The 19,508-nt window shown below is 70.4% G+C and carries 22 protein-coding genes; 9 read left to right on the top strand and 13 right to left on the bottom strand.

Features of this window, described 5'->3' with window-relative positions:
- Nucleotides 1-67: 67 nt before the first annotated feature.
- Together BLQ91_RS04100 and BLQ91_RS04095 are read right to left on the bottom strand one after the other, a co-directional pair.
- A complete protein-coding gene (locus tag BLQ91_RS04100) occupies nucleotides 68-304 on the bottom strand; it encodes a hypothetical protein (RefSeq protein WP_090095244.1) in 237 nt (78 codons plus the stop codon).
- An 11-nt stretch (nucleotides 305-315) separates the two neighbouring features.
- Entirely contained in the window at nucleotides 316-2,007 is a 1,692-nt protein-coding gene (locus BLQ91_RS04095; protein ID WP_090095243.1) for a sodium:solute symporter family protein, read from the bottom strand.
- A 187-nt stretch (nucleotides 2,008-2,194) separates the two neighbouring features.
- Here BLQ91_RS04095 and BLQ91_RS04090 point away from each other — a divergent pair, with 187 nt between their 5' ends.
- Complete coding sequence (locus BLQ91_RS04090) at nucleotides 2,195-2,401, top strand: hypothetical protein (RefSeq protein ID WP_090095241.1); 207 nt, start codon at nucleotides 2,195-2,197, stop codon at nucleotides 2,399-2,401.
- Here BLQ91_RS04090 and nucS read toward each other — a convergent pair whose 3' ends face one another.
- Nucleotides 2,402-3,061: an endonuclease NucS gene (gene nucS / locus BLQ91_RS04085; RefSeq protein WP_090095240.1), complete on the bottom strand. Its 660-nt coding sequence runs from the start codon at nucleotides 3,059-3,061 to the stop codon at nucleotides 2,402-2,404.
- A 96-nt stretch (nucleotides 3,062-3,157) separates the two neighbouring features.
- Here nucS and BLQ91_RS04080 point away from each other — a divergent pair, with 96 nt between their 5' ends.
- A complete protein-coding gene (locus BLQ91_RS04080; RefSeq protein WP_245733073.1) occupies nucleotides 3,158-3,652 on the top strand; it encodes an NUDIX domain-containing protein in 495 nt (164 codons plus the stop codon).
- On the opposite strand, the gene BLQ91_RS04075 is transcribed toward BLQ91_RS04080, so the two are convergent.
- Nucleotides 3,649-4,575, bottom strand: a complete 927-nt coding sequence (locus tag BLQ91_RS04075) for a GlxA family transcriptional regulator (protein WP_090095973.1) — start codon at nucleotides 4,573-4,575, stop codon at nucleotides 3,649-3,651. The genes BLQ91_RS04080 and BLQ91_RS04075 overlap by 4 nt on opposite strands.
- A gap of 109 nt (nucleotides 4,576-4,684) precedes the next feature.
- Between BLQ91_RS04075 and BLQ91_RS04070 the strand changes: the two genes are divergently transcribed.
- Complete coding sequence (locus tag BLQ91_RS04070) at nucleotides 4,685-5,275, top strand: DJ-1/PfpI family protein (protein ID WP_090095236.1); 591 nt, start codon at nucleotides 4,685-4,687, stop codon at nucleotides 5,273-5,275.
- Complete coding sequence (locus BLQ91_RS04065) at nucleotides 5,272-5,679, top strand: hypothetical protein (RefSeq protein WP_090095972.1); 408 nt, start codon at nucleotides 5,272-5,274, stop codon at nucleotides 5,677-5,679. The genes BLQ91_RS04070 and BLQ91_RS04065 overlap by 4 nt, the downstream gene beginning before the upstream one ends.
- Here BLQ91_RS04065 and BLQ91_RS04060 read toward each other — a convergent pair.
- Nucleotides 5,676-6,377, bottom strand: a complete 702-nt coding sequence (locus BLQ91_RS04060; protein WP_090095234.1) for an SDR family oxidoreductase — start codon at nucleotides 6,375-6,377, stop codon at nucleotides 5,676-5,678. The two genes, BLQ91_RS04065 and BLQ91_RS04060, sit on opposite strands and share 4 nt — an antisense overlap.
- Before the next feature lie 102 nt (nucleotides 6,378-6,479).
- On the opposite strand from BLQ91_RS04060, the gene BLQ91_RS04055 reads away from it, so the two are divergent.
- Nucleotides 6,480-7,334: a helix-turn-helix transcriptional regulator gene (locus BLQ91_RS04055; protein WP_218130147.1), complete on the top strand. Its 855-nt coding sequence runs from the start codon at nucleotides 6,480-6,482 to the stop codon at nucleotides 7,332-7,334.
- Here BLQ91_RS04055 and BLQ91_RS04050 read toward each other — a convergent pair.
- Both BLQ91_RS04050 and BLQ91_RS04045 read right to left on the bottom strand, forming a co-directional pair.
- A complete protein-coding gene (locus BLQ91_RS04050; RefSeq protein WP_090095232.1) occupies nucleotides 7,249-8,007 on the bottom strand; it encodes an enoyl-CoA hydratase-related protein in 759 nt (252 codons plus the stop codon). The two genes, BLQ91_RS04055 and BLQ91_RS04050, sit on opposite strands and share 86 nt — an antisense overlap.
- Before the next feature lie 17 nt (nucleotides 8,008-8,024).
- A complete protein-coding gene (locus BLQ91_RS04045) occupies nucleotides 8,025-10,019 on the bottom strand; it encodes a protein meaA (protein WP_090095231.1) in 1,995 nt (664 codons plus the stop codon).
- 103 nt (nucleotides 10,020-10,122) lie between these two features.
- On the opposite strand from BLQ91_RS04045, the gene BLQ91_RS04040 reads away from it, so the two are divergent.
- The gene (locus BLQ91_RS04040; RefSeq protein ID WP_090095229.1) at nucleotides 10,123-10,410 is read left to right on the top strand and encodes a hypothetical protein; all 288 of its coding nucleotides are present in this window, start codon (nucleotides 10,123-10,125) and stop codon (nucleotides 10,408-10,410) included.
- Here BLQ91_RS04040 and murA read toward each other — a convergent pair.
- Nucleotides 10,407-11,672, bottom strand: coding sequence for a UDP-N-acetylglucosamine 1-carboxyvinyltransferase (gene murA, locus BLQ91_RS04035; RefSeq protein WP_090095227.1), 1,266 nt, complete (start codon nucleotides 11,670-11,672; stop codon nucleotides 10,407-10,409). The genes BLQ91_RS04040 and murA overlap by 4 nt on opposite strands.
- Before the next feature lie 35 nt (nucleotides 11,673-11,707).
- Between murA and BLQ91_RS04030 the strand changes: the two genes are divergently transcribed.
- Nucleotides 11,708-12,280 carry a cob(I)yrinic acid a,c-diamide adenosyltransferase gene (locus BLQ91_RS04030; RefSeq protein WP_090095226.1) on the top strand — a complete coding sequence of 191 codons (573 nt, stop codon included), beginning with the start codon at nucleotides 11,708-11,710 and terminating at the stop codon, nucleotides 12,278-12,280.
- 49 nt (nucleotides 12,281-12,329) lie between these two features.
- On the opposite strand, the gene BLQ91_RS04025 is transcribed toward BLQ91_RS04030, so the two are convergent.
- Together BLQ91_RS04025 and BLQ91_RS04020 are read right to left on the bottom strand one after the other, a co-directional pair.
- Nucleotides 12,330-12,761: a DUF2550 domain-containing protein gene (locus tag BLQ91_RS04025; protein ID WP_090095224.1), complete on the bottom strand. Its 432-nt coding sequence runs from the start codon at nucleotides 12,759-12,761 to the stop codon at nucleotides 12,330-12,332.
- A 22-nt stretch (nucleotides 12,762-12,783) separates the two neighbouring features.
- Nucleotides 12,784-13,140: a F0F1 ATP synthase subunit epsilon gene (locus tag BLQ91_RS04020; RefSeq protein WP_176959606.1), complete on the bottom strand. Its 357-nt coding sequence runs from the start codon at nucleotides 13,138-13,140 to the stop codon at nucleotides 12,784-12,786.
- 115 nt (nucleotides 13,141-13,255) lie between these two features.
- Here BLQ91_RS04020 and BLQ91_RS04015 point away from each other — a divergent pair, with 115 nt between their 5' ends.
- Together BLQ91_RS04015 and BLQ91_RS04010 are read left to right on the top strand one after the other, a co-directional pair.
- Entirely contained in the window at nucleotides 13,256-13,744 is a 489-nt protein-coding gene (locus BLQ91_RS04015; RefSeq protein WP_090095221.1) for a SigE family RNA polymerase sigma factor, read from the top strand.
- Nucleotides 13,735-14,958 carry a hypothetical protein gene (locus BLQ91_RS04010; protein ID WP_090095220.1) on the top strand — a complete coding sequence of 408 codons (1,224 nt, stop codon included), beginning with the start codon at nucleotides 13,735-13,737 and terminating at the stop codon, nucleotides 14,956-14,958. Before BLQ91_RS04015 ends, BLQ91_RS04010 begins: the two co-directional genes overlap by 10 nt.
- On the opposite strand, the gene BLQ91_RS04005 is transcribed toward BLQ91_RS04010, so the two are convergent.
- From BLQ91_RS04005 to BLQ91_RS03995, 3 genes are all read right to left on the bottom strand, one after another.
- Entirely contained in the window at nucleotides 14,959-16,686 is a 1,728-nt protein-coding gene (locus BLQ91_RS04005; RefSeq protein WP_090095218.1) for an ABC transporter ATP-binding protein, read from the bottom strand.
- Nucleotides 16,683-18,113 carry an ABC transporter transmembrane domain-containing protein gene (locus tag BLQ91_RS04000; RefSeq protein ID WP_218130146.1) on the bottom strand — a complete coding sequence of 477 codons (1,431 nt, stop codon included), beginning with the start codon at nucleotides 18,111-18,113 and terminating at the stop codon, nucleotides 16,683-16,685. Before BLQ91_RS04000 ends, BLQ91_RS04005 begins: the two co-directional genes overlap by 4 nt.
- Nucleotides 18,114-18,203: 90 nt before the next feature.
- Nucleotides 18,204-19,370, bottom strand: a complete 1,167-nt coding sequence (locus BLQ91_RS03995) for an MFS transporter (RefSeq protein WP_143022519.1) — start codon at nucleotides 19,368-19,370, stop codon at nucleotides 18,204-18,206.
- Nucleotides 19,371-19,508: the final 138 nt, after the last annotated feature.

Raw genomic sequence — 19,508 nt, 5'->3', positions numbered from 1 at the left:
CGCAATCAACTGGCTCGACGCGTGGACGATCGAGGCCTTCAACCCCGTCCACCCAGGTCGTCCGCGGTCATAGCTCCTCGAGCGGCTGCTTGTCCGTGTCCACGAACTGAGGCCGCAGCACCGCCCACGCGGCGAACAGCGCCGCCAGCACCGCCATGGCGATGCCGGCCCACAGGTTGATGTTGACCCCTTCAGCCTTCTTCAGGTCCTCGTCCGTCGTGAAACCGAGACCGACGACGACCAGTACAACGCCGTACAGGCCGAAGAGGAAAGCGATGATGATTCGCAGGTCGAACAACCTCATGGCGGCCTCCCTCAGCCGAAGACGAAGTAGAGAACGGCGGTCAGGGCCAGCACACCGCCACCGAGCAGGGCGGGCGAGCGGTACCAGCCCGCGTCCTCACCCGTGGTGGAGTGCGCCCTGTCCTCCTTGGGCGTGAGGCTGTAGACCAGCCCGACGAGCTCGCTGTCCGGCTTCGGCCGCGTGACCGTCGTGACCGCGACGCTCACGACGATGTCGACCACGAACGCCAGACCCGCGCCGAGGAAGCTGGCGCCCTGGCCGGGCAGTTCCAGCAGCTCGATGCCGAACGACGGCTCCGAGATCACGTAGATGAAGATCGCGGTGAACGTGCCCGCGAGCAGACCGACCCAACCGGCGGTCGGCGTCATCCGCTTCCAGAACATGCCGAGGATGAACGTCGCGAACAGCGGCGCGTTGAAGAACGAGAACAGCGCCTGGATGTAGTCCATGATGTTGGACCCGCCGAGCGCCGCCGCGATGAACGCCGTGCCGATCGCGAGGACGCACGCACCGACCGTCGCCAGGCGCCCGACGCGCAGGTAGTACTCGTCCGGACGGTCCTTCTTCACGTAGTCCTGCCACAGGTCGTACGTGAAGACGGTGTTGAACGAGCTGACGTTCGCCGCCACACCGGCCATGAAGCTCGCCAGCAGACCGGTGATCGCGATGCCGAGGATGCCGTTCGGCAGAAGGTCGCGCATCAGCAGGGGCAGCACGTCGTTGTAGGCCACGTCGCCACTCGTGTCGCCGGCTTTGAGCTGGGCCATCTCCGGCACGATCAACGCGGCGATGATGCCGGGGATGATGATGATCGCCGGGATCAGGGCCTTCGGGTACGCGCCGATGATCGGCGTGCGCTTGGCCGCGGACATGGACTTGGCGCTCATCGCGCGCTGCACCTCGGCGAAGTTCGTCGTCCAGTACCCGAACGACAGCACGAAGCCCAGACCGAACACCAACCCGACCACACTCCACACCGGGCTGTTGATGCCGGTGAGTTCCGTCGCGGGCCAGGCGGACAGCTGCTCCTGGTCGGTGACCTTCTCGACGATCCCCTGCCAGCCACCGACCTTGATCAGGCCGAGGATCGTCAACGGCGCCAGCGCGGCCACGATGACGAAGAACTGCAGCACCTCGTTGTAGATCGCGGCGGACAGGCCACCGAGCGTCGTGTAGGCGAGGACCACCAGCGCCGCGACGCAGATCGACACCGGCAGCGGCCACCCGAGCAGCGCGTCGATGATCACCGCGAGCGCGAACAGGTTGATGCCCGCGATCAGGATCTGCGCGACGGCGAAGCTGATCGCGTTGACGAGGTGGGCCGGCTTGCCGAAGCGGCGGCGCATGAACTCGGGAACACTGCGCACTTTCGAGCCGTAGTAGAACGGCATCATCACCAGACCGAGGAACACCATCGCGGGGATGGCGCCGATCCAGTAGTAGTGCACGGTCGCCATGCCGTACTGCGCGCCGTTGGCCGTCATGCCCATCAGCTCGAGCGCGCCGAGGTTCGCGGAGATGAACGCGAGACCCGTCACCCACGCCGGCAGCGACCGCCCGGACAGCAGGAAGTCGAGGCTGGAGGAGACGGATCGCCGTGCCATCACGCCGATGCCCAGCACCACGACGAAGTAGATGACGAGCAACGCGTAGTCGATCGGTCCCGCGTCCAGCCGCAGGTCCGCCTCGGCCAAGATCGTCACCGTCCACCTCCCAAGACTTCGCACAAAGTCGAACAGCATCGACCAGGAGAGGACAGTACTCCAGGTGAGCGCAGTCCTACCCCGTGTGAATGATCACCAAACCACGGCGTTCGAAGAGTCGCTCGCTGAAGCGCGCAAGCAGCGAATTCGGTCGCACGAGGCTGCCCTCGAAGCCGAGACTCGGGGAGTGGACGAGATCGACGTGGACGCGGAGGGGCGCGACGCCGCGGCGCTCGCCCTGCTCGAGTCGCTGCCCGACGAGGTGCTCGCGGAACTCATGGACCTGCTCGTGGAGGGCAGACCGGTGCGGGCGGCGAAGCTCGCCCATGACGCGTCAGGCCCGGACCACCCGCTCTCAGCGGCGATCTGGGCCATCGGCATGTTCGAGAACTGATCAGAACAGCCGGAACTCGTCCGGCTCGATCCCGCGCAACGCGTCGTAGTCCAGCACCACGCACCGGATCCCGCGGTCCTCGGCCAGCGTCCGCGCCTGCGGCTTGATCTGCTGCGCCGCGAACACACCGGACACCGGCGCGAGCAGCGGGTCGCGGTTCAGCAGCTCCAGGTACCGGGTCAGCTGCTCGACGCCGTCGATCTCGCCGCGGCGCTTGATCTCCACGGCGACCGAGGCGCCGCCGGAGTCGCGGCACATCAGGTCGACCGGGCCGATCGGGGTCGGGAACTCGCGGCGCACCAGGGTCCAGCCGTCGCCCAGGGTGGTGACGTGCTCGGCGAGGAGCTTCTGCAGGTCGGCTTCGACGCCGTCCTTCTGCAGGCCGGGCTCCGGGCCGAGCTCGTGCTTGGAGTCGTGCAGGACCTCTTCGAGGGTGATGATCAGCTTCTCCCCCGCCTTGTTCTGCACCGTCCAGATGTCCGGGTCCTCGATCAGCCAGCAGGGCGGGCTCATCCAGTTCAACGGCTTGTACGCGCGGTCGTCGGAGTGGATCGACACCGAACCGTCGGCTTTGATGAGCAGCAAGCGCTGGGCCATCGGCAGATGGGCGGTGAGTCGGCCTACGTAGTCGACCTTGCAGCGAGCGATGACGAGACGCACCGCGACAGGCTACGGGGTGTGTCCAGAAACGAGTCGTTAGGTACGGTCCGTGCCGTGGAAAGCCTCGGCACCCGTCAGGTGTACGCAAATCCGTGGATGACCGTTCGCGAGGACGAGATCCGGCGCGCGGACGGTTCGAACGGCATCTACGGCGTGGTCGACAAGCCCGACTTCGCGCTGGTCATCCCGCTCGACGGGGAACGCGTGCGGCTCGTCGAGCAGTTCCGCTACCCGCTCGGCCTGCGCCGCTGGGAGTTCCCGCAGGGCACCGCGCCCGACCGGGAGGACTCCGACCCGCTGGAGCTCGCGCGCCGCGAGCTGCGGGAGGAGACCGGATTGCGCGCCGGGCGGCTGGTCGAGCTGGGACTGCTCGACGTCGCACCGGGCATGTCGTCGCAGCGCGGCCGCGTGTTCCTCGCCACGGAGCTCACCGAGGGGTTCCACGAGCGCGAGCACGAGGAGCAGGACATGCGCTCGCGGTGGTTCCCGCGTGCCGAGTTCGAGGCGATGATCGCCCAGCGCGAGATCACGGACGCGCAGTCGATCGCCGCCTACACCCTCCTGCTGCTGCACGAGAACGCCCAGCCCTAGGGCCTGCAGCCCTGGAACGCCGACCGGTAGCTCTGCGGTGAGGTGCCGGCGATCCGCTTGAACCTGTCGCGGAACGCCGTGGCCGAGCCGAACCCGACCCTGCTCGCGATCAGCTCCACGGACTCCTTCGTCGTCTCCAGCAGGTGCTGCGCCTGCCGCACGCGGGCCCGGTGCAGCCACTGCAACGGCGTCGTCCCGGTCTGCTCGCGGAAGCGCCGGTTCAACGTCCGCGTGCTCATCCCGGCCTGCCGCGCGAGCTCGTCCAGCGTCAGCTCGCGCGCGGCGTTGGCCTCCATCCACTTCAGCAGCGGCTCGAGCTCGGCTCCCTGGGGCGCCACGGGCGGGGTCGCGATGAACTGCGCCTGCCCGCCTTCCCTCTCCAGGGGCATGACGGCGAACCGCGCCGCGTCGGCCGCCACCGCCGACCCGTGGTCGCGCCGGATCATGTGCAGGCACAGGTCGAGGCCCGCCGCGGCACCGGCGGAGGTCAGGAACTGGCCGTTGTCGACGTAGAGCACGTCCGGGTCGACCTCCAGCGCCGGGTAGCGCGCGGCCAGCTCCTCGGCGCCCAGCCAGTGCGTGGTGACGCGAAGCCCGTCGAGCAGCCCGGTTTCCGCGAACACGAACGCGCCCGTGCAGATCGACGCGATCCGGGCACCTCGTGCCGCCGCCTTCCGCAACGCCTCGACCACCGGCCCGGGCACGGCCATGTCGGGGTCGTGGCCCGGCAGCACGATGGTGTCCACTTCGGACAGGATCTCCAGGCCGTGCGGGACCTTGATCTCGAAACAGCCCGCGTCGACCATCCTCTTCGGACCGCAGACGCGCACCCGGTACTGCCCGACCCAGTTGAACGCGTCGACCGGCGTCGCGAAGTCGAACGGGACCACGCTGTCCATCGCCACCACTGCCACCTCGTGCACGTCCTCCACCCTAGCTGGCGAGAATCCGTTGGAACATGGCATTCCAGCCAGTTCTGCCCCGGCACCCGCGCTCCTACCGTGTGATCACCGACGCAAGGAGTCAGACGAAGTGAAAGCTCAAGTGGTGTTGTTCGACGGCTTCGACCCGTTGGACGCGATCGGCCCGTACGAGACGCTGACCGCCGGCGGGATCCAGGCCGAGCTGGTCACGGCCGAGGGCCCGCGCGAGGTGCCGAGCGGCGTGGGGTTCTCCCTGCGGGCCACCGGGGGGCTCGACGCGGAAGAACCTGGGATCCTGCTGGTCCCCGGTGCTGCGGCGCGGACGGACGAGGAGGTCCTAGCGCTGCTGGCCGCGGCGGCGCCGGCTCTCGCCGCCCCGGTGCGGCAGGCGCTGGACCGGGACGGCGTCACGGTGGCGACGGTGTGCGGCGGCTCGCTGGTGCTGGCGATGGCCGGGCTGCTGGAGGGGCGCACCGCCACGACCAACCACCTCGGGCTGGAAGCCCTCGCGAGCTTCGGCGTGAACGCGGTTCCCGCTCGCGTCGTCGAGGACGGCGACCTGATCACGGCCGCCGGCGTGACGTCGGGTGTGGACCTCGGCCTGTACCTCCTCGAACGCGAAGTGGGAGCCAGGAAGGCCTTCGAGGTCGAGCAGCTGTTCGCGCACGAACGCCGCGGCACGGTGTGGAGGGCCGCGTGAGCAAGCTCTTCCTCTCGCTGCACGTCCTGGCCGCGATCATCGCCATCGGTCCGGTGACGGTCGCCGCCAGCATGTTCCCGAAGGCCGTGAGGACCGGCGGCAACCCCGAGCTGCTGCACCGGATCTGCCGCGTCTACGCCGTCCTCGGCATCTCCGTACCGGTCTTCGGGTTCGCGACGGCCGGCGTGATGGGCGTGACCGGTCACCCCTGGGTGGTCGTGTCGATCGCGCTCACCGCCGCCGCCGCGTTCGTGCTCGCGCTGAAGGTCCTGCCCGGCCAGGAGAAGGCGTTGAAGACCGACGACGTCAAGCACCTGGCGATGCACACGGGCGTGTTCAACCTGCTCTGGGCGGTCGTGACCGTGTTGATGATCCTCCGGCCGGGCTCGACGACCGGCGCCTAACGCGTCGCGACCGGCCGCACGACGATCTCGTTGACGTCGACCTCCGAGGGCTGCGAGATCGCGTACGCGATGGCGTCACCGATCGCCGACGCGGGCAGCGCGTTCTTGCGGTACTCGTCCATGAACGACGCCGCGTACTCCTCGGTGATGGTGCCCGCGAGCTCGGACTCCGTCACGCCGGGCGAGACCACCGTGACCCGCAGGTCGTCGCGTTCCTGGCGCAGTCCCTCGGACAACGCCCACACCGCGTACTTGGTCGCGCAGTAGACCGCGGCCGTCGGCGTGACCAGGTGCGCGCCGATCGAGGCGACGTTGACGACGTGGCCGTCGCCGCCGGTGAAAAGGGGCAGCACGGCGGCGATGCCGTTCAGCACGCCCTTGATGTTCACGTCCACCATGCGGTCCCACTCGTCCACCTTCAACGAGTCCATGAGGGACAACGGCATCACACCGGCGTTGTTCACGAGCACGTCCACGTGCCCGTACCGGTCGACGGCGGCGTCCACAAAGGACTGGAAGGACTCCCGCGACGTCACGTCGAGCGGTGCGTACCCGGCACCGATCTCCTCGGCCAGCGCCGCCAGGCGGTCCTCCCGCCGCGCCCCGAGGAACACCCGGTGTCCCGCCGCGGCCAGCACACGGGCCGTGGCCTCGCCGATACCGCTGGAAGCTCCACTGATCACCACAACTTTGCTCATGGCCACAACACTCGCCGCGCAACGCGAGGCCGACCAGGACACCTTCCCCCTAGGTGTGGCACACCCGGGCAGACGGCGCGGCCCGCGCATATCCTCGGGAACATGCTCGGGGAGTTCCTGAAAGCGCACCGCGCCCGCGTCGACCCCCAGGACGCGGGCCTGCCGAGTCACACCCAGCGCAAGGTCAAGGGTCTGCGGCGCGAGGAGGTCGCCGTGCTCGCCGGGGTGAGCGCCGACTACTACGCCCGCCTGGAGCAGGGCCGCGAGACCAACCCGTCGGCGCAGGTCCTCGACGCCCTCAGCCGCGCGCTGCGGCTCGACACCGACGCCCGCGCGCACCTGCACCGCCTCGCCGGGGTCGTCGCGGACGAGGGCCATTCGACCGACAAGGTCAGTCCCGAGCTGCGGCGCCTCATCAGCGGCCTGCACGACATGCCGGCGTTCGTGATGAGCTCCTACCTCGACCTGCTCGCCACGAACGCGCTCGCGGACGCCCTGTACGAGCCGTTCACACCCGCCGACAACCTGGCCAGGATGGCGTTCCTCGACCCCGCCGCCGCGAGCTTCTACCCGCGCTGGAACTGGGTCGCGCAGAGCACGGTCGGCAACCTGCGGCTGACGGCCGACCCGACCTCCCCTCGGCTGGGGCGGATGGTCGCGGAGCTCAGCGGCAACCCGGTGTTCAAGGAGCTCTGGGAGAACCACGAGGTGCGCGGGAAGACGCAGGACGCCAAGGAGTTCGCGCACCCGGCGGTCGGCCGGGTGAAGCTGACCTACCACTCGTTCGACGTGCGGGAGGCACCCGGTCAGTTCCTGGTGGTCTACCAGGCGGAACCGGGTCCGGACGCCGACGCGCTGAAGCTCCTCGCGACTAGTCGGGCCACACGGGAGAACGCTTCTCCAGGAACGACGCCCGCCCCTCTTTGGCTGACGGGGACTGCGAGGTCTCGGCCATGACGGACAACGCGATCTCGTAGCCGTCGATCTCGGGCCGGTCCAGCTGCGCGTAGATCGTGCGCTTGCCGATGGCCTTCGACGCCCGGCTCCCCCGCGTCGCACGCGCGAGCAGGTCGTCGGTGGCGGCGTCCAGCTCGTCCGCGGGCACCGCGCGGTTGACCAGGCCCCACTCCACCGCCGTGGCCGCGTCGATCACGTCACCGGTGAGCGCCAGCTCCATCAGCCGCTTGCGCCCGATCGAGCGGGCCACCGGCACCGCGGGCGTGTGGCAGAACCAGCCCGCTTTGCCGCCGGGCAACGAGAACCCGGCGGTGTCCGCCGCCACCGCGAGGTCGCACGAGGCCACCAGCTGGCACCCGGCCGCCGTCGCCAGTCCCTGCACGCGCGCGATCACGACCTGCGGCGCGGACTGGATGGTTTTCATCAGCACGGTGCACAGCTCCAGCAGCAGCCGCACACCTTCCTCGTCGCGTGCGTGCACGTCCGCGAAGTCGTGCCCCGCGGAGAACACCGGCCCCTCGGCGCCGAGCACGATGCCCGCCGCGTCGGACGTCCGCACCTCGCGGAACGCCTCCAGCAACTCCGCGAGGTGCTCCGCGGACAGCGCGTTGCGCTTGGCCGCGCGGTTCATCGTGATCCGGACGACCGACCCGTCCCGCGAAACGTCCACCATTCCGCGACAGTAAGGCCCTACGCGGGAGAGCGCACCTCCCGGATCACGGTGACGATCTCGTCCATGATCTCGGTCAGCTCGTAGTCCTTGGGCGTGAACACCCGCGCCACGCCCCGCTCCCGCAACGTCCGGGCGTCGTCCGGCGGGATGATGCCGCCGACGATCACCGGGATGTCCCCGGCACCGGCGGCACGCAGCCCGTCGACCACCGCGGGCACGACCTCGAGGTGCGACCCGGACAGGATCGAGAGGCCGACGACGTGCACGTCCTCCTGCACGGCCGCGGACACGATCTGCGAGGGCGTCAGGCGGATGCCCTGGTAGACGACCTCGAAACCGACGTCGCGGGCCCGCACGGCGACCTGCTCGGCACCGTTGGAGTGCCCGTCGAGCCCCGGCTTGCCGACGAGCATGCGCAGCCGTTCGCCGAGCTCCTCACCGGTCGCGCGCACCCGGTCGCGCACCCTAGCGATCTCCGAACCCGCCTCGCCCGACGCCGAAGCACCGGAAACGCCGGTCGGCGCACGGTATTCGCCGAAGGTCTCGCGCAGGGCCTGCGACCACTCGCCCGTCGTGACACCGGCACGCGCGCACGCCAGCGTCACCTCGACGAGGTTCCGGTCGGTCTTCGCGGCCTCGCGCAAGGCGTCCAGCGACGCCTCGACCGCGGCGTCGTCCCGGGAAGCACGCCACTGCCGGATCGCCTCGACGGCGTGCAGCTCGACGACCGGGTCGATGGTCTCGATGGCGTTCGCGCCCTCGGCCTGCAACGGCGACGGCTCGGTCGTGTCGAACTTGTTGACGCCGACGACGACCTCCTCGCCGGACTCGACGCGACGACGCCGATCAGCGAGCGACGACACTAGCTGCGACTTCATGTAGCCGGACTCGACGGCCGCGACGGCCCCGCCCATCGCCTGCACGCGGTCGATCTCCTCGCGCGCACCGGCGAGGATCTCGTCCACCTTCGCCTCGATGACCGGCGAGCCGTCGAAGATGTCCTCGTACTCCAGCAGGTCCGTCTCGTAGGCGAGCACCTGCTGCATGCGCAACGCCCACTGCTGGTCCCACGGACGCGGCAGGCCCAACGCCTCGTTCCACGCCGGCAGCTGGATCGCACGCGCACGGGCGTTGCGCGACAACGACACCGCGAGCATCTCCAGCACGATGCGCTGGACGTTGTTCTCCGGCTGCGCCTCGGTGAGGCCGAGCGAGTTGACCTGCACGCCGTAGCGGAACCGGCGGTGCTTCGGGTTCTCGACGCCGTAACGCTCGCGCGTGATCTCGTCCCACAGCTGGGCGAACGCGCGCATTTTGCACATCTCCTCGATGAACCGCACACCGGCGTTCACGAAGAAGGAGATGCGGGCGACGACGTCCCCGAACTTCTCCTGCGGCACCTGACCGGAGTCGCGCACCGAGTCGAGGACCGCGATCGCCGTGCACATCGCGTACGCGACCTCCTGCGCCGGCGTCGCGCCGACCTCCTGGAGGTGGTAGCTGCAGATGTTGATCGGGTTCCACTTCGGCACGTTCGACACGGTCCACGCGACCATGTCGGTGATCAGCCGCAGTGACGGCCCCGGCGGGAACACGTACGTACCGCGGGACAGGTACTCCTTGATGATGTCGTTCTGCGTCGTGCCGGCGAGCGCCGACGGGTCCGCGCCCTGCTCCTCCGCCACGGTGACGTAGAGCGCGAGCAGCCACATCGCCGTCGCGTTGATCGTCATCGACGTGTTGGCGCCGGCGAGCGGGATCTGGTCGAAGAGCTGGCGCATGTCGCCGAGGTGGCTGATCGGCACACCGACCTTGCCGACCTCGCCCTTGGCGAGCTCGTCGTCGGGGTCGTACCCCGTCTGCGTCGGCAGGTCGAACGCCACCGACAGACCCGTCTGGCCCTTCGCGAGGTTCCGGCGGTAGAGGGCGTTGGATGCCGCCGCCGAGGAGTGACCCGCGTACGTCCGCATCACCCAGGGGCGGTCGCGTTCGCGGTCAGCTGGATACGGCACAGCAACCTCCCACATCGTCGTTCATCGGAGCGTACTGGCCAGTAACCGTTGCCGCGCGTGCGCTTGCTCACTGAATCGAGACCAGAAGGAGCATGATGAAGAGGTGACGGGGATCTACCAGACCGTGGTCGTGTTCGCGGTCCTAGGCCTGCTGGCACTGGTGCTGCGGTACTTCGTGGGCAACGACAGGAGGCCCGTGCCGGATCTGGACGGCACGGACTTCGGGTTGCTGAGCGAGGTGGCCGTCGTGCCCACCGAGGAGGCCGCGACCGTCCTCGTGCAGAAGCTGAGGAGGAACGGCGTGCGGGCCACGCGTTCGCGGAACGCGCCCTACCAGGTGATGGTGTTCCCGTCGGACGTCGCGAACGCGCGGCTCGTGCTCAAGACCTAGGAGCTCACGCGCTCCACGTTGGCGCCGAGCTTGCGGAGGTTCTCCACGAACCCGGGGTAGCCGCGTTCGATGTGGAAGATCTCGTAGACCTCGGTGGCCCCGTCCGCGCACAGACCGGCGAGGACGAGTCCCGCACCCGCACGGATGTCCGAAGCCCACACGGGCGCGCTGGACAGCTGCTCGACGCCGCGGATGACGGCGTGATGCCCGTCCGTGCGCGCGTCGGCACCGAGGCGGATCATCTCGTCGATGAACCGGAACCGCGCCTCGAACAGGTTCTCGGTGATCATCGAGGTGCCCTCGGCGACGGCCGACAGCGCGATCGCGAACGGCTGGTTGTCCGTGGCGAAGCCGGGGTAGGGCAGCGTCACGAAGTCGACGGCCTTCGGCCGGCCGTCCATGACGACGCGGAAGCCCTCGTCCTCACCCTCGTAGACGGTGACCTCGGCGCCGGCCATGCGCAGCTTCTCGAGCACCAGGTCGAGGTGGTGCGGGTTCACACCCCGCACCCGCACGTCGCCCCGCGTCATGGCGGCGGCGAAGCCCCAGGTGGCGCCCACGATCCGGTCGCCGATGACGCGGTGCTCGGTCGGCTTGAGCTCCTTGACGCCGTGCACGGTCAACGTGGACGTGCCGGCGCCCTCGACCTTCGCGCCCATCTGCGTGAGCATCAGGCAGAGGTCGACGATCTCGGGCTCGCGCGCGGCGTTGTCGATGACCGTCGTGCCGTCGGCCAGGACGGCCGCCATCAGGATGTTCTCGGTCGCCCCCATGCTGGGGAAGTCGAGCCAGATCTGCGCGCCGTGCAGCCCCTCGGCCTCGGCGACGATGCAGCCGTGCTCGATGCCGGTCGTGGCACCGAGCTTCTCCAGACCGCTCTGGTGCATGTCCAACGGCCGCGAGCCGATCGCGTCACCACCCGGCAGCGCCACGACCGCGCGCTTGCACCGCCCGACGAGCGGCCCGAGCACGCAGATGGACGCCCGCAGCTTGCCCATCGCCTCGGAGTCGGCGTGGTAGCTGAGCTCTGCCGGAGTCGTGATCCTCGCCACGTCCCCCTCGAGCTCGACCTCGCACCCGAGGCTGCGCAGCGCGTCGGCCATCAACGGGACGTCGAGGATGTCCGGGCAGTTGGTGATGGTCGTGGTGCCCTCGGCGAGCAGGGCCGCCGCCATCAACTTAAGGACGCTGTTCTTGGCGCCGACGACGTCAACTTCGCCAACCAGACGTGCGCCACCGTGTACCCGGAAATGCTCGCTCACGCGGCAATCCTACGTACGCCCATAGAGTGCCGGTTATGGCGGTGCATCTCACCAAGATCTACACACGAGTCGGCGACGACGGCACGACCGGCCTGGGCGACTTCTCCCGCGTCCCGAAGACCGATCCGCGCATCGAGGCGTACGCGGACGTCGACGAGACCAACGCGTCCCTCGGCGTGGCCCTGGCACTGGGCGACCTGGCCCCGGACGTCTTCGAGGTCGTGCGCAAGGTGCAGAACGACCTGTTCGACGTGGGCGCGGACCTCTGCACCCCGATCGTCCCGGACCCGAAGTACCCGCCGCTGCGCGTCACCCAGGCCTACGTGGACCGCCTGGAGACCTACTGCGACACGTTCAACGAACGCCTGGGCACGCTCGACTCGTTCATCCTCAACGGCGGCACGCCGGGTGCGGCCCTGCTGCACCAGGCCCGCACCATCGCCCGCAGGGCGGAGCGCCGCGCGTGGTCCCTGATCGAGGCCGACGCCGAGCACACCAACGTGCTGACGGCGAAGTACCTGAACCGGCTGTCGGACCTGCTGTTCATCCTGGCGCGGGTGGCGAACCCGGACGGCGACGTGCTGTGGAAGCCGGGCGGCAACGCCTGAGCACGACGAAGGGCGCCTCCCGCAGTGGGAAGCGCCCTTCGTCGGTGCATCAGGAAGCCCAGGGGATCGACCGCCCGGGAGGCGACGACTCCAACCAGGACAGGAACCCGGTCAGGGCGTCCGGCCCCATCGCGATCTCCACCTCGCCGGAGGCGGACCGGCACCGCAGCACCGTCGCCCCCACCGGCATGGCGTAGGCCTCGGGCCCCGTGGGTTCACGCCGGGCGCCGATCTCGAGCCCGTCCCGGGAGATCAGCTCGTCGGGCCGCGACCCGAGGGACAGCACCCGGAACCACGCGAACGAGTCGCCCCGGTAGTGCCCGACCCCCAGGTGCCAGCCACGGCCTCGATCGTCGAACTTGCTGCGCAGCGCGACGTGCACGCCACCTTCGCGCAGCAGCCGGATGCGGCGCCAAGCGAAGTAGGCGATGACGATCGCCACCCCGAGCAGGATCAGTCCGGCGATTTCGGTGATCCCCACGGCTGGGCCCTCGCGCCCGGTCTCAGGCCGACTGTTCCACGGCCCGCACGCGCGCTGCCGCACGTGCGCGCTCCGCGTCGTCCGTGTCCTGCAGCGCCGACCGCGCCGCGTTCACGTCGATCTCGCCCGCGAGCTCGGCGTCCTCGGCGAGGATCGACACGCCGGTGCCGGTCACGGAAAGGAAGCCACCGTGCACGGCGGCGGTCACCAGGCCACCGTCCGTCGTGCGGATGCGCACCACGCCACCCTCGACCAGCTGGCCGAGAACGGGCTCGTGACCGGGCAGGATGCCGATCTCGCCCTCGGTCGTCTGTGCCGAAACAGAGGTGGCCGTACCGGACCACAGGCGGCGTTCAACGGCGACCAGTTCAACGGTCATCTCGGCCACGCGTATCTCCCTCGTCGTCTGGAGTCGAGCTGAGTCTAAACGGTCGCCTGACAACCTTGCCGCCCCGCCCGGTGTCAGCACCTACGACAACCGTCGAAGGGGGGACATGCAGGACTTCGAGGACTTCGTGGCGTTGCGCTCACAGGCGTTGTTGCGCACCGCCTACCTGCTGTGCGGCGGGGACAAAAGCGCCGCGGAGGACATTTTGCAGGACGTCCTGATGGGCATGTACGGCAAGTGGCGCCGCATCAGGACCTCACCGGAGGCGTACGCCCGTGCGGCTCTGGCCAACGCCGCCGCGAACCGGTGGCGACGGCGGTCCCGCAAGCCGGAGGCACCGATGGAGCACGCGGAGACGCCGCTGGCGGGAGGCCACGAACAACAGGTCGTGGACGCGGACAGCGTCGTGCGCGCGCTGGCGCAGCTGCCGAGCAGGATGCGCGTCGTCCTGGTGCTGCGGTACTTCGACGACCTCACCGAGGCCGACACGGCCCGCGCGCTCGGCTGCGGGGTCGGCACGGTGAAGAGCCAGACCTCTCGGGGCCTCGCCCGCCTGCGGGAACTGATGGGTGAGCAGGTGCTGACGTGGAGCTGAAGAGCGCGATGGAGGCCGCGACGGCGGACCTGGACGTGCGGCCGGGATTCGTGGGGGACGTGATGGCGGGAGGCAGGCGGCGGCACACGCGCAGGCTGGTGGCGCTGACCGCGGCGGTGGCCCTGCTCGCGGGGGTGACAACCGGGGTGGTGCTGACGGACTCCTCGTCAGTGCCCGCGGTCGCGGCCGATGCGCGCCTGACGGCGACGACCGAGGGTGATCTCTCCGGCGACAGGGCGTTCATCAGCGAGGCGCAAGCGCTGTGGGGCCGTTCGAAGAGCGCAGGCCTGCGACCGTACGACAACGTGACGGAGTTCACGGGTCCGTCGAACGTCTTCTGGGCCGCGAACACCCCGAGCGGACCGGCTGCTCTGCTCGCGCAAGCCGTGCGGGTGGGCGATGATCCCTCGCCCCGCGTGCTGGTGGGCCTGGTCGCCGGCGGCGGCGTCGTGCAACGCGAGCTCGACCGCGGCCAGGAGAGCGGGCTCTACCGGTTCGGGCCGGACAGTTCGACGTACCTCGCCCTCGGCCTGGGCGGCAAGGTGTTCTGGTCGGTGAACCCGGTGCGGGGCCCCGACAACCGTCTGAGCCGGACGTGGCGGGAGGCCGAGACGGGACCAGGCGGCGTCGCCGTGGTCACCGCGAGGCAGTCCGAACGGCCGGTGTTCGTCCGCGCGGACAACCCCCCGCTGCCCCAGGACTTCGGCTCGGAGCCGCTGCGGGGCAGGTTCGCGTGGCGCCCGGACACGGCGTTCGTGCCGCACCCCGGCCTCGGCTGGTCCGGTCGGCAGTGCGCGTCGGACAGCCCCGTCGAGGGCCCGGGGTGGCCTGCCGAGAAGGCGCCGTCGCCCCGGGGGGACCTGCACCAGCGGGGCTTGCTCGACTACGTGGTCGACTGGGACGCCACCGGCGAGTGGAGTGTCTGCGCGTGGCTGCCGGACGGCCGCTACGCCGAGGTGTTCGAGGCGTTCGGCGAGCTGTACGGCGCTCTCTACGAACCATCCGGCTCGTTCAGCGCTCCCCTGCTCGGCGGCAAGGCCGTGAAGGGCACGCCGGTGGTCGTGCCGTTGCCGGACGGCCAGGGCACGATCGTCGCCGACTTCGACGGCCGCATCGGCCCGCAGGAACGGATCCACGCCTGGCTGGCCCCCGCCGGCACGAAGGACGTGATGGTGCGCCACGGGGACGTTTCCTCGGTCGTGCCGCTGTCCTGATCACCCGTGCCAGGAACGCCAGAGCGCCGCGTAGGTGCCGTCCCTGGCGACCAGGTCGTCGTGGGAGCCCAGCTCCACGACCCGGCCGGCGTCGACGACCGCGATCCGGTCGGCGTCGCGCGCCGTCTGCAGCCGGTGCGCGATCGCGATCACCGTGCGTCTCTCGCGGACGGCCGCGATCGCGCGCTCGGCGTGCCTGGCCGTGGCCGGGTCGAGCGAGGACGTCGCCTCGTCCAGCACCAGGGTGTGCGGGTCGGCGACCTCCACCCGCGCGAGCGCCAGTTGCTGCGCCTGCGCGGGGTCGAGCTCCAGCCCGCCCGCGCCCAGCGGCGTGTCCAGGCCTCGCGGCAGGTCGTCGAACCAGCTCGCGCCCACCGTCCGCAGAGCCTCGACGAGCCTGCCGTCGGGAGCGTCCGGAGCCGCCATCGCCAGGTTGTCCCTGACCGTGCCGATGAACACGTGGTGCTCTTGCGTCACCAGCACGATCCGCTGCTCGCCCGCCGCCGTGAGGTCCGCGACCGGCACACCGCCCACCAGGACCGAACCGGCCGCCGGCCGGTCGACGCCCGCGACCAGCCTGCCCAGCGTCGACTTGCCGGCTCCCGACACCCCGACGATCGCGAGCCTCTCCCCCGGCTGCACGACGAGGTCGACGCCGTGGAGCACCTCGTGACCGTCCACATAGGAGTACCGAACGCCGGACGCCTCGATGCGGTCGCCGTCCGGCTCACCGACCTCCGGCACGGGCTCGACGTCGGCGCCGATCCCCTCGACCCTGGCGAACGACGCGCCACCGCGTTGCAGGAACTCGACCCAGAACATGATGCGCTCCAACGGCTCCACGAGCCGCCACACGTAGAGCGCACCCGTGACGACGACCTCGACGCCCACCGCGTCCGCCGCGTAGAACAGGCCCCCGAAGAGCAGCACCAGGGCGGTCGGCACGGTGCTCGCGAAACTGACGACCGGGAACAGCACGTTCCGCAACCGCAGGGTCCGCATCCGCGTCCGGAACAACCGCGCGATCGCGGCCTCCGCGACCGCCACCAGCCGGTTCCCCAGCCCGTAGGTCTCGATCGTCCGGCTGCCCTCGCCGACGGCGGCGGAGATCTCCGCGACGTCGCCGCCGGCCTCGCTCTCCGCGAGGTACGCCTGCCGCGCACGGGCCAGGTACCAGCGCAGCGCCCACGCCACGAACGGCAGGCCCGCCAGCGCGACGAGACCGAGCACGGGGTCCAGCCAGAAGAGCGCCGCGTAGATGACCACCAGGTGCACGACGCCGGTGAGCACCTCGGGCACGGCGTCCCGCAGGGCCTGGCCGACGACCCCGATGTCGCTCGTCACGCGGCTCAGCAGGTCGCCCGTGCTCAGCCGGTCCACCACCCGTGCGGGCAACGCCAGCGTGCGCGCCACCGCCTCCTCGCGCAGCGACGCCAGGACCCGTTCGCCGAGCCGAGCGGCCAGCAAGGCGCTGCACCGCACCAGCACCAGGTGCACCACGGCCGAACCGAGCACACCCAGCGCGATCAAGTCCACAGTGGACAACGTGAGGGTGCCGGCCTCCACCCCACCGACGACCTTGCCGAGCAGGTACGGCCCGGCGAGACCGGACGCCGCCGTCAGCACCGTCAGCGCGAGCACCACGGCCAGCGCCCGCCGTTCTCCGCGCAACAGCCGCGCGGCCGCGCGCCGGACCTCACGCCGGTCCGCGACGGGAAGCCGCTTCACCGGCTCCCCTCCAGGTGCACGACCTGGTCGGCCTGCCCCACCCACAACGGCGACGACGACACGACCACCGTGGTCCGCCCCAGCCGTTTCGCGCGAACCCGTTGCGCCACAGCGGCTTCGGTCACCGCGTCGAGCGCCGACGTCGGCTCCACGAGCACCAGCAGCTCCGGATCGCTCAGCAGCGCCCGCACGAGCCGCAGCCGTTGCCGCTGACCGCCGGAGACGTTGCGCCCCTGCGACTCCAGGTGCGAGTCGAGCCCGTCCGGCATCGCCTCCACGACGTCGACCGCGGCCGCCGCGTGCAACGCCTCCTCGAGCTCGCGGTTGTCGTGCTCGGCCACCGAGACCGCCTCTCGCACCGTCCCCGGGAACAGGTAGTCGTCGTTGTCCGCCACCACACCCGGCAGCCGTTCGACGGCCTCCCGGGCCTGCGCGGCGTTCGCCGGCACGACCACCGTCAGCGCACCGGACTCGACCTCCAGCGTCCCCTCCCCGCCGCCCTTCTCCTCCGGCCGCAACCGCAGGACGTCCACGACCCGCCGTGCCGAGACGAGCGCCCGCGGAATGGCGTCCGCGCCCTCGACGAAGAAGCTGACGGGCACGATCAGCGTCGTGACGTACAGGTAGACCGCGACCATGTCCTCGACGGAGATCTCCCCCGCGACCACCCTGCGCGCCACGATCCACGTCACCACGGCGGAGAACAGCGCGGGCAGCCCCCACGTCAGCGCCTGCACCCAGCTGAGCGACACCGAGACCCGGTAGCCGTCCCGCAGGACCTCCCGCGACTGCGCCCGGAAGCGCTCCTCGAACGCCCGCCTCCCCCCGATGCCCGACAGCACCCGCAGTCCCCCGACGATGTCACCGGCCCGCGAGCTCAGCTCCCCCTGACTGCCGCGGTACCCGGCCTCCACGACGTGCAGCCGCCGCAGCACCGGCCCGGTGACCACCGCGAGCACCGGCACCCCCAGCAGCACCACCACCGCGATCAACGGCGAGATCCGCACCAGCAACACCGCCGTGACGCCGTACGCGACGACCGCCCCGACGCCGGGCCCGGTGCTGGTGAGCGCGTGCGCAATCCGTTGCGTGTCGCCGTTCTGCAGGTACGTCAGCTCACCGGTGGACAGCTTGCGCCGCACCACCCCGCCGAGCCGCGTGACGTGCCGGACGACGACCTGCGCCGTCCGCAACGCGGCATCCGTGCGCACCAGCGTCATCGTGCGGTGCCGCGCGACCCCGAGGAGCGCCAGCACCGCCGCCATCACGAGAAGCGCTGCACACCACCACACCAGTGCTACGCGGTCACCGCCCCGCAGACCGTCCTCAATGGCCCGTGAGATGAGGTAGGGCGGCACGACCAGCCCGCACATCCACAGCGATCCCCACCACGCGCCGGTCAGCACCCGCCACCGTTGCGCGGACACGAGCCACCACAGGTACCGCCCTGGCGATCGAACGTCAGGCGTCCCGGGATCGTCGTACGGAGCATGTCGGCCCATGCCCCGACCTTGCCATCACCCGGCCCGGCCCACGACCGATTTCGCCGTCGGCCCAATCGCACCAACGGCCGTTGCGCCCAACGCCGCAACGAGCGCAAACGCGTAGAAGCCCCAAGGGTGCGCCAACCCGGCCGTGAGCAACGCACCGCCGAGCAACGGCCCGCTGATGGCGCCCAACCGCCCCACCCCGGCGGCCCACCCGATGCCCGTGGCCCGGTTCTCCTCGTAGACCCGCCCCGCGTACGCGTACACGAGGACCTGGGCGCTGAACACGAAGCACCCGGCCGAGAACACGGCCACGTACACCCCGGCCCCGGGCAGCTTGATGCTCAGCAACGCCAGGAACACCACCGCGGCACCGAACCACCCGACGGCCGCCGGCCGGACCCCGATCCGGTCCGCCACCGCACCGGCGATCAGCAGCCCCACCACGGCACCGATGTTGAGCGTCAGCAACAGCGCCAGTGCCGTGCCGAGCTCGTACCCGGCGCTGCGCATGATCTGCGGCAACCAGGTGTTGAGCCCGTACACGAGCAACAGCCCCATGAACGAGGCCACCCAGAAGGCGATCGTCGCCTTCCGCAGGCCTGGCTTGAACAACGACCCGACCGCTTCGCGCGCGGGAGCCTTGCGCGCGACCGTCTCCGGCAGGTGCTTGACCATCAACGGGACCAGCACCAGCGCGGGCAACGCCCCCACCACGAACAGCGACCGCCAGCCGAGGTCCGGGATGAGCACGATCCCCAGCAGCGCCGTGATGACGGCACCGACGTGGTACCCGGTCATGACGAGCGTGGTGGCCCGCCCGCCCTGCCGCGGCCGGGCCTCGTTGACCAGCGCGATGGCCGTGGGCAGACACCCGCCGAGCCCCAGCCCGGCGAGGAACCGGAAGACGCCGAACGTCGTGGCGTCCTGCGCCACCGCACAGGCGAGGGTGAACACGGAGAACCCTGCGACGGCGCAGATCATCACCTTGCGCCGCCCAATGACGTCGGTGATGGTCCCGATGACGAGCGCGCCGAGCATCATCCCGACCAGCCCGGCCGTGGACACCGCGCTGGCGGACGCCGTCGTGAGGACCCCCTCCTGCAACAGCGTCGGGATCACCGTGCCGAGCACGACGAGGTCAAAGCCGTCGAGCAGGACCGCGGTCCAGCACAACGGCAACACCCATTTGTTCACGCGCTCTCTCCTCGCCGAGGGGCCCTGGTGATGCCGTGCATCGTGCGACCTGGGACCCGCGGCCGGGAGGGCTGTTTCCACCCAACGGAAACGTCATGCCGCGCGAAAAGGCGAAGGGCCGCCCCTCCACAGAGGAGG

Source organism: Lentzea jiangxiensis (assembly GCF_900104175.1).
GTDB classification, from domain to species: domain Bacteria; phylum Actinomycetota; class Actinomycetes; order Mycobacteriales; family Pseudonocardiaceae; genus Lentzea; species Lentzea jiangxiensis.
Note: the sequence above shows the minus strand (reverse complement) of the source record. Positions and strands in the feature narration are given on the sequence as shown.

Excerpts from the sequence above, each read along its gene's own strand:
- BLQ91_RS04100 (WP_090095244.1), bottom strand. The coding sequence starts at position 304 with ATGAGGTTGTTCGACCTGCGAATCATCATCGCTTTCCTCTTCGGCCTG.
- BLQ91_RS04080 (WP_245733073.1), top strand. The coding sequence starts at position 3,158 with ATGACCGTTCGCGAGGACGAGATCCGGCGCGCGGACGGTTCGAACGGC.
- BLQ91_RS04060 (WP_090095234.1), bottom strand. The coding sequence starts at position 6,377 with ATGAGCAAAGTTGTGGTGATCAGTGGAGCTTCCAGCGGTATCGGCGAG.
- BLQ91_RS04055 (WP_218130147.1), top strand. The coding sequence starts at position 6,480 with ATGCTCGGGGAGTTCCTGAAAGCGCACCGCGCCCGCGTCGACCCCCAG.
- BLQ91_RS04050 (WP_090095232.1), bottom strand. The coding sequence starts at position 8,007 with ATGGTGGACGTTTCGCGGGACGGGTCGGTCGTCCGGATCACGATGAAC.
- BLQ91_RS04030 (WP_090095226.1), top strand. The coding sequence starts at position 11,708 with ATGGCGGTGCATCTCACCAAGATCTACACACGAGTCGGCGACGACGGC.
- BLQ91_RS04020 (WP_176959606.1), bottom strand. The coding sequence starts at position 13,140 with ATGACCGTTGAACTGGTCGCCGTTGAACGCCGCCTGTGGTCCGGTACG.
- BLQ91_RS04015 (WP_090095221.1), top strand. The coding sequence starts at position 13,256 with ATGCAGGACTTCGAGGACTTCGTGGCGTTGCGCTCACAGGCGTTGTTG.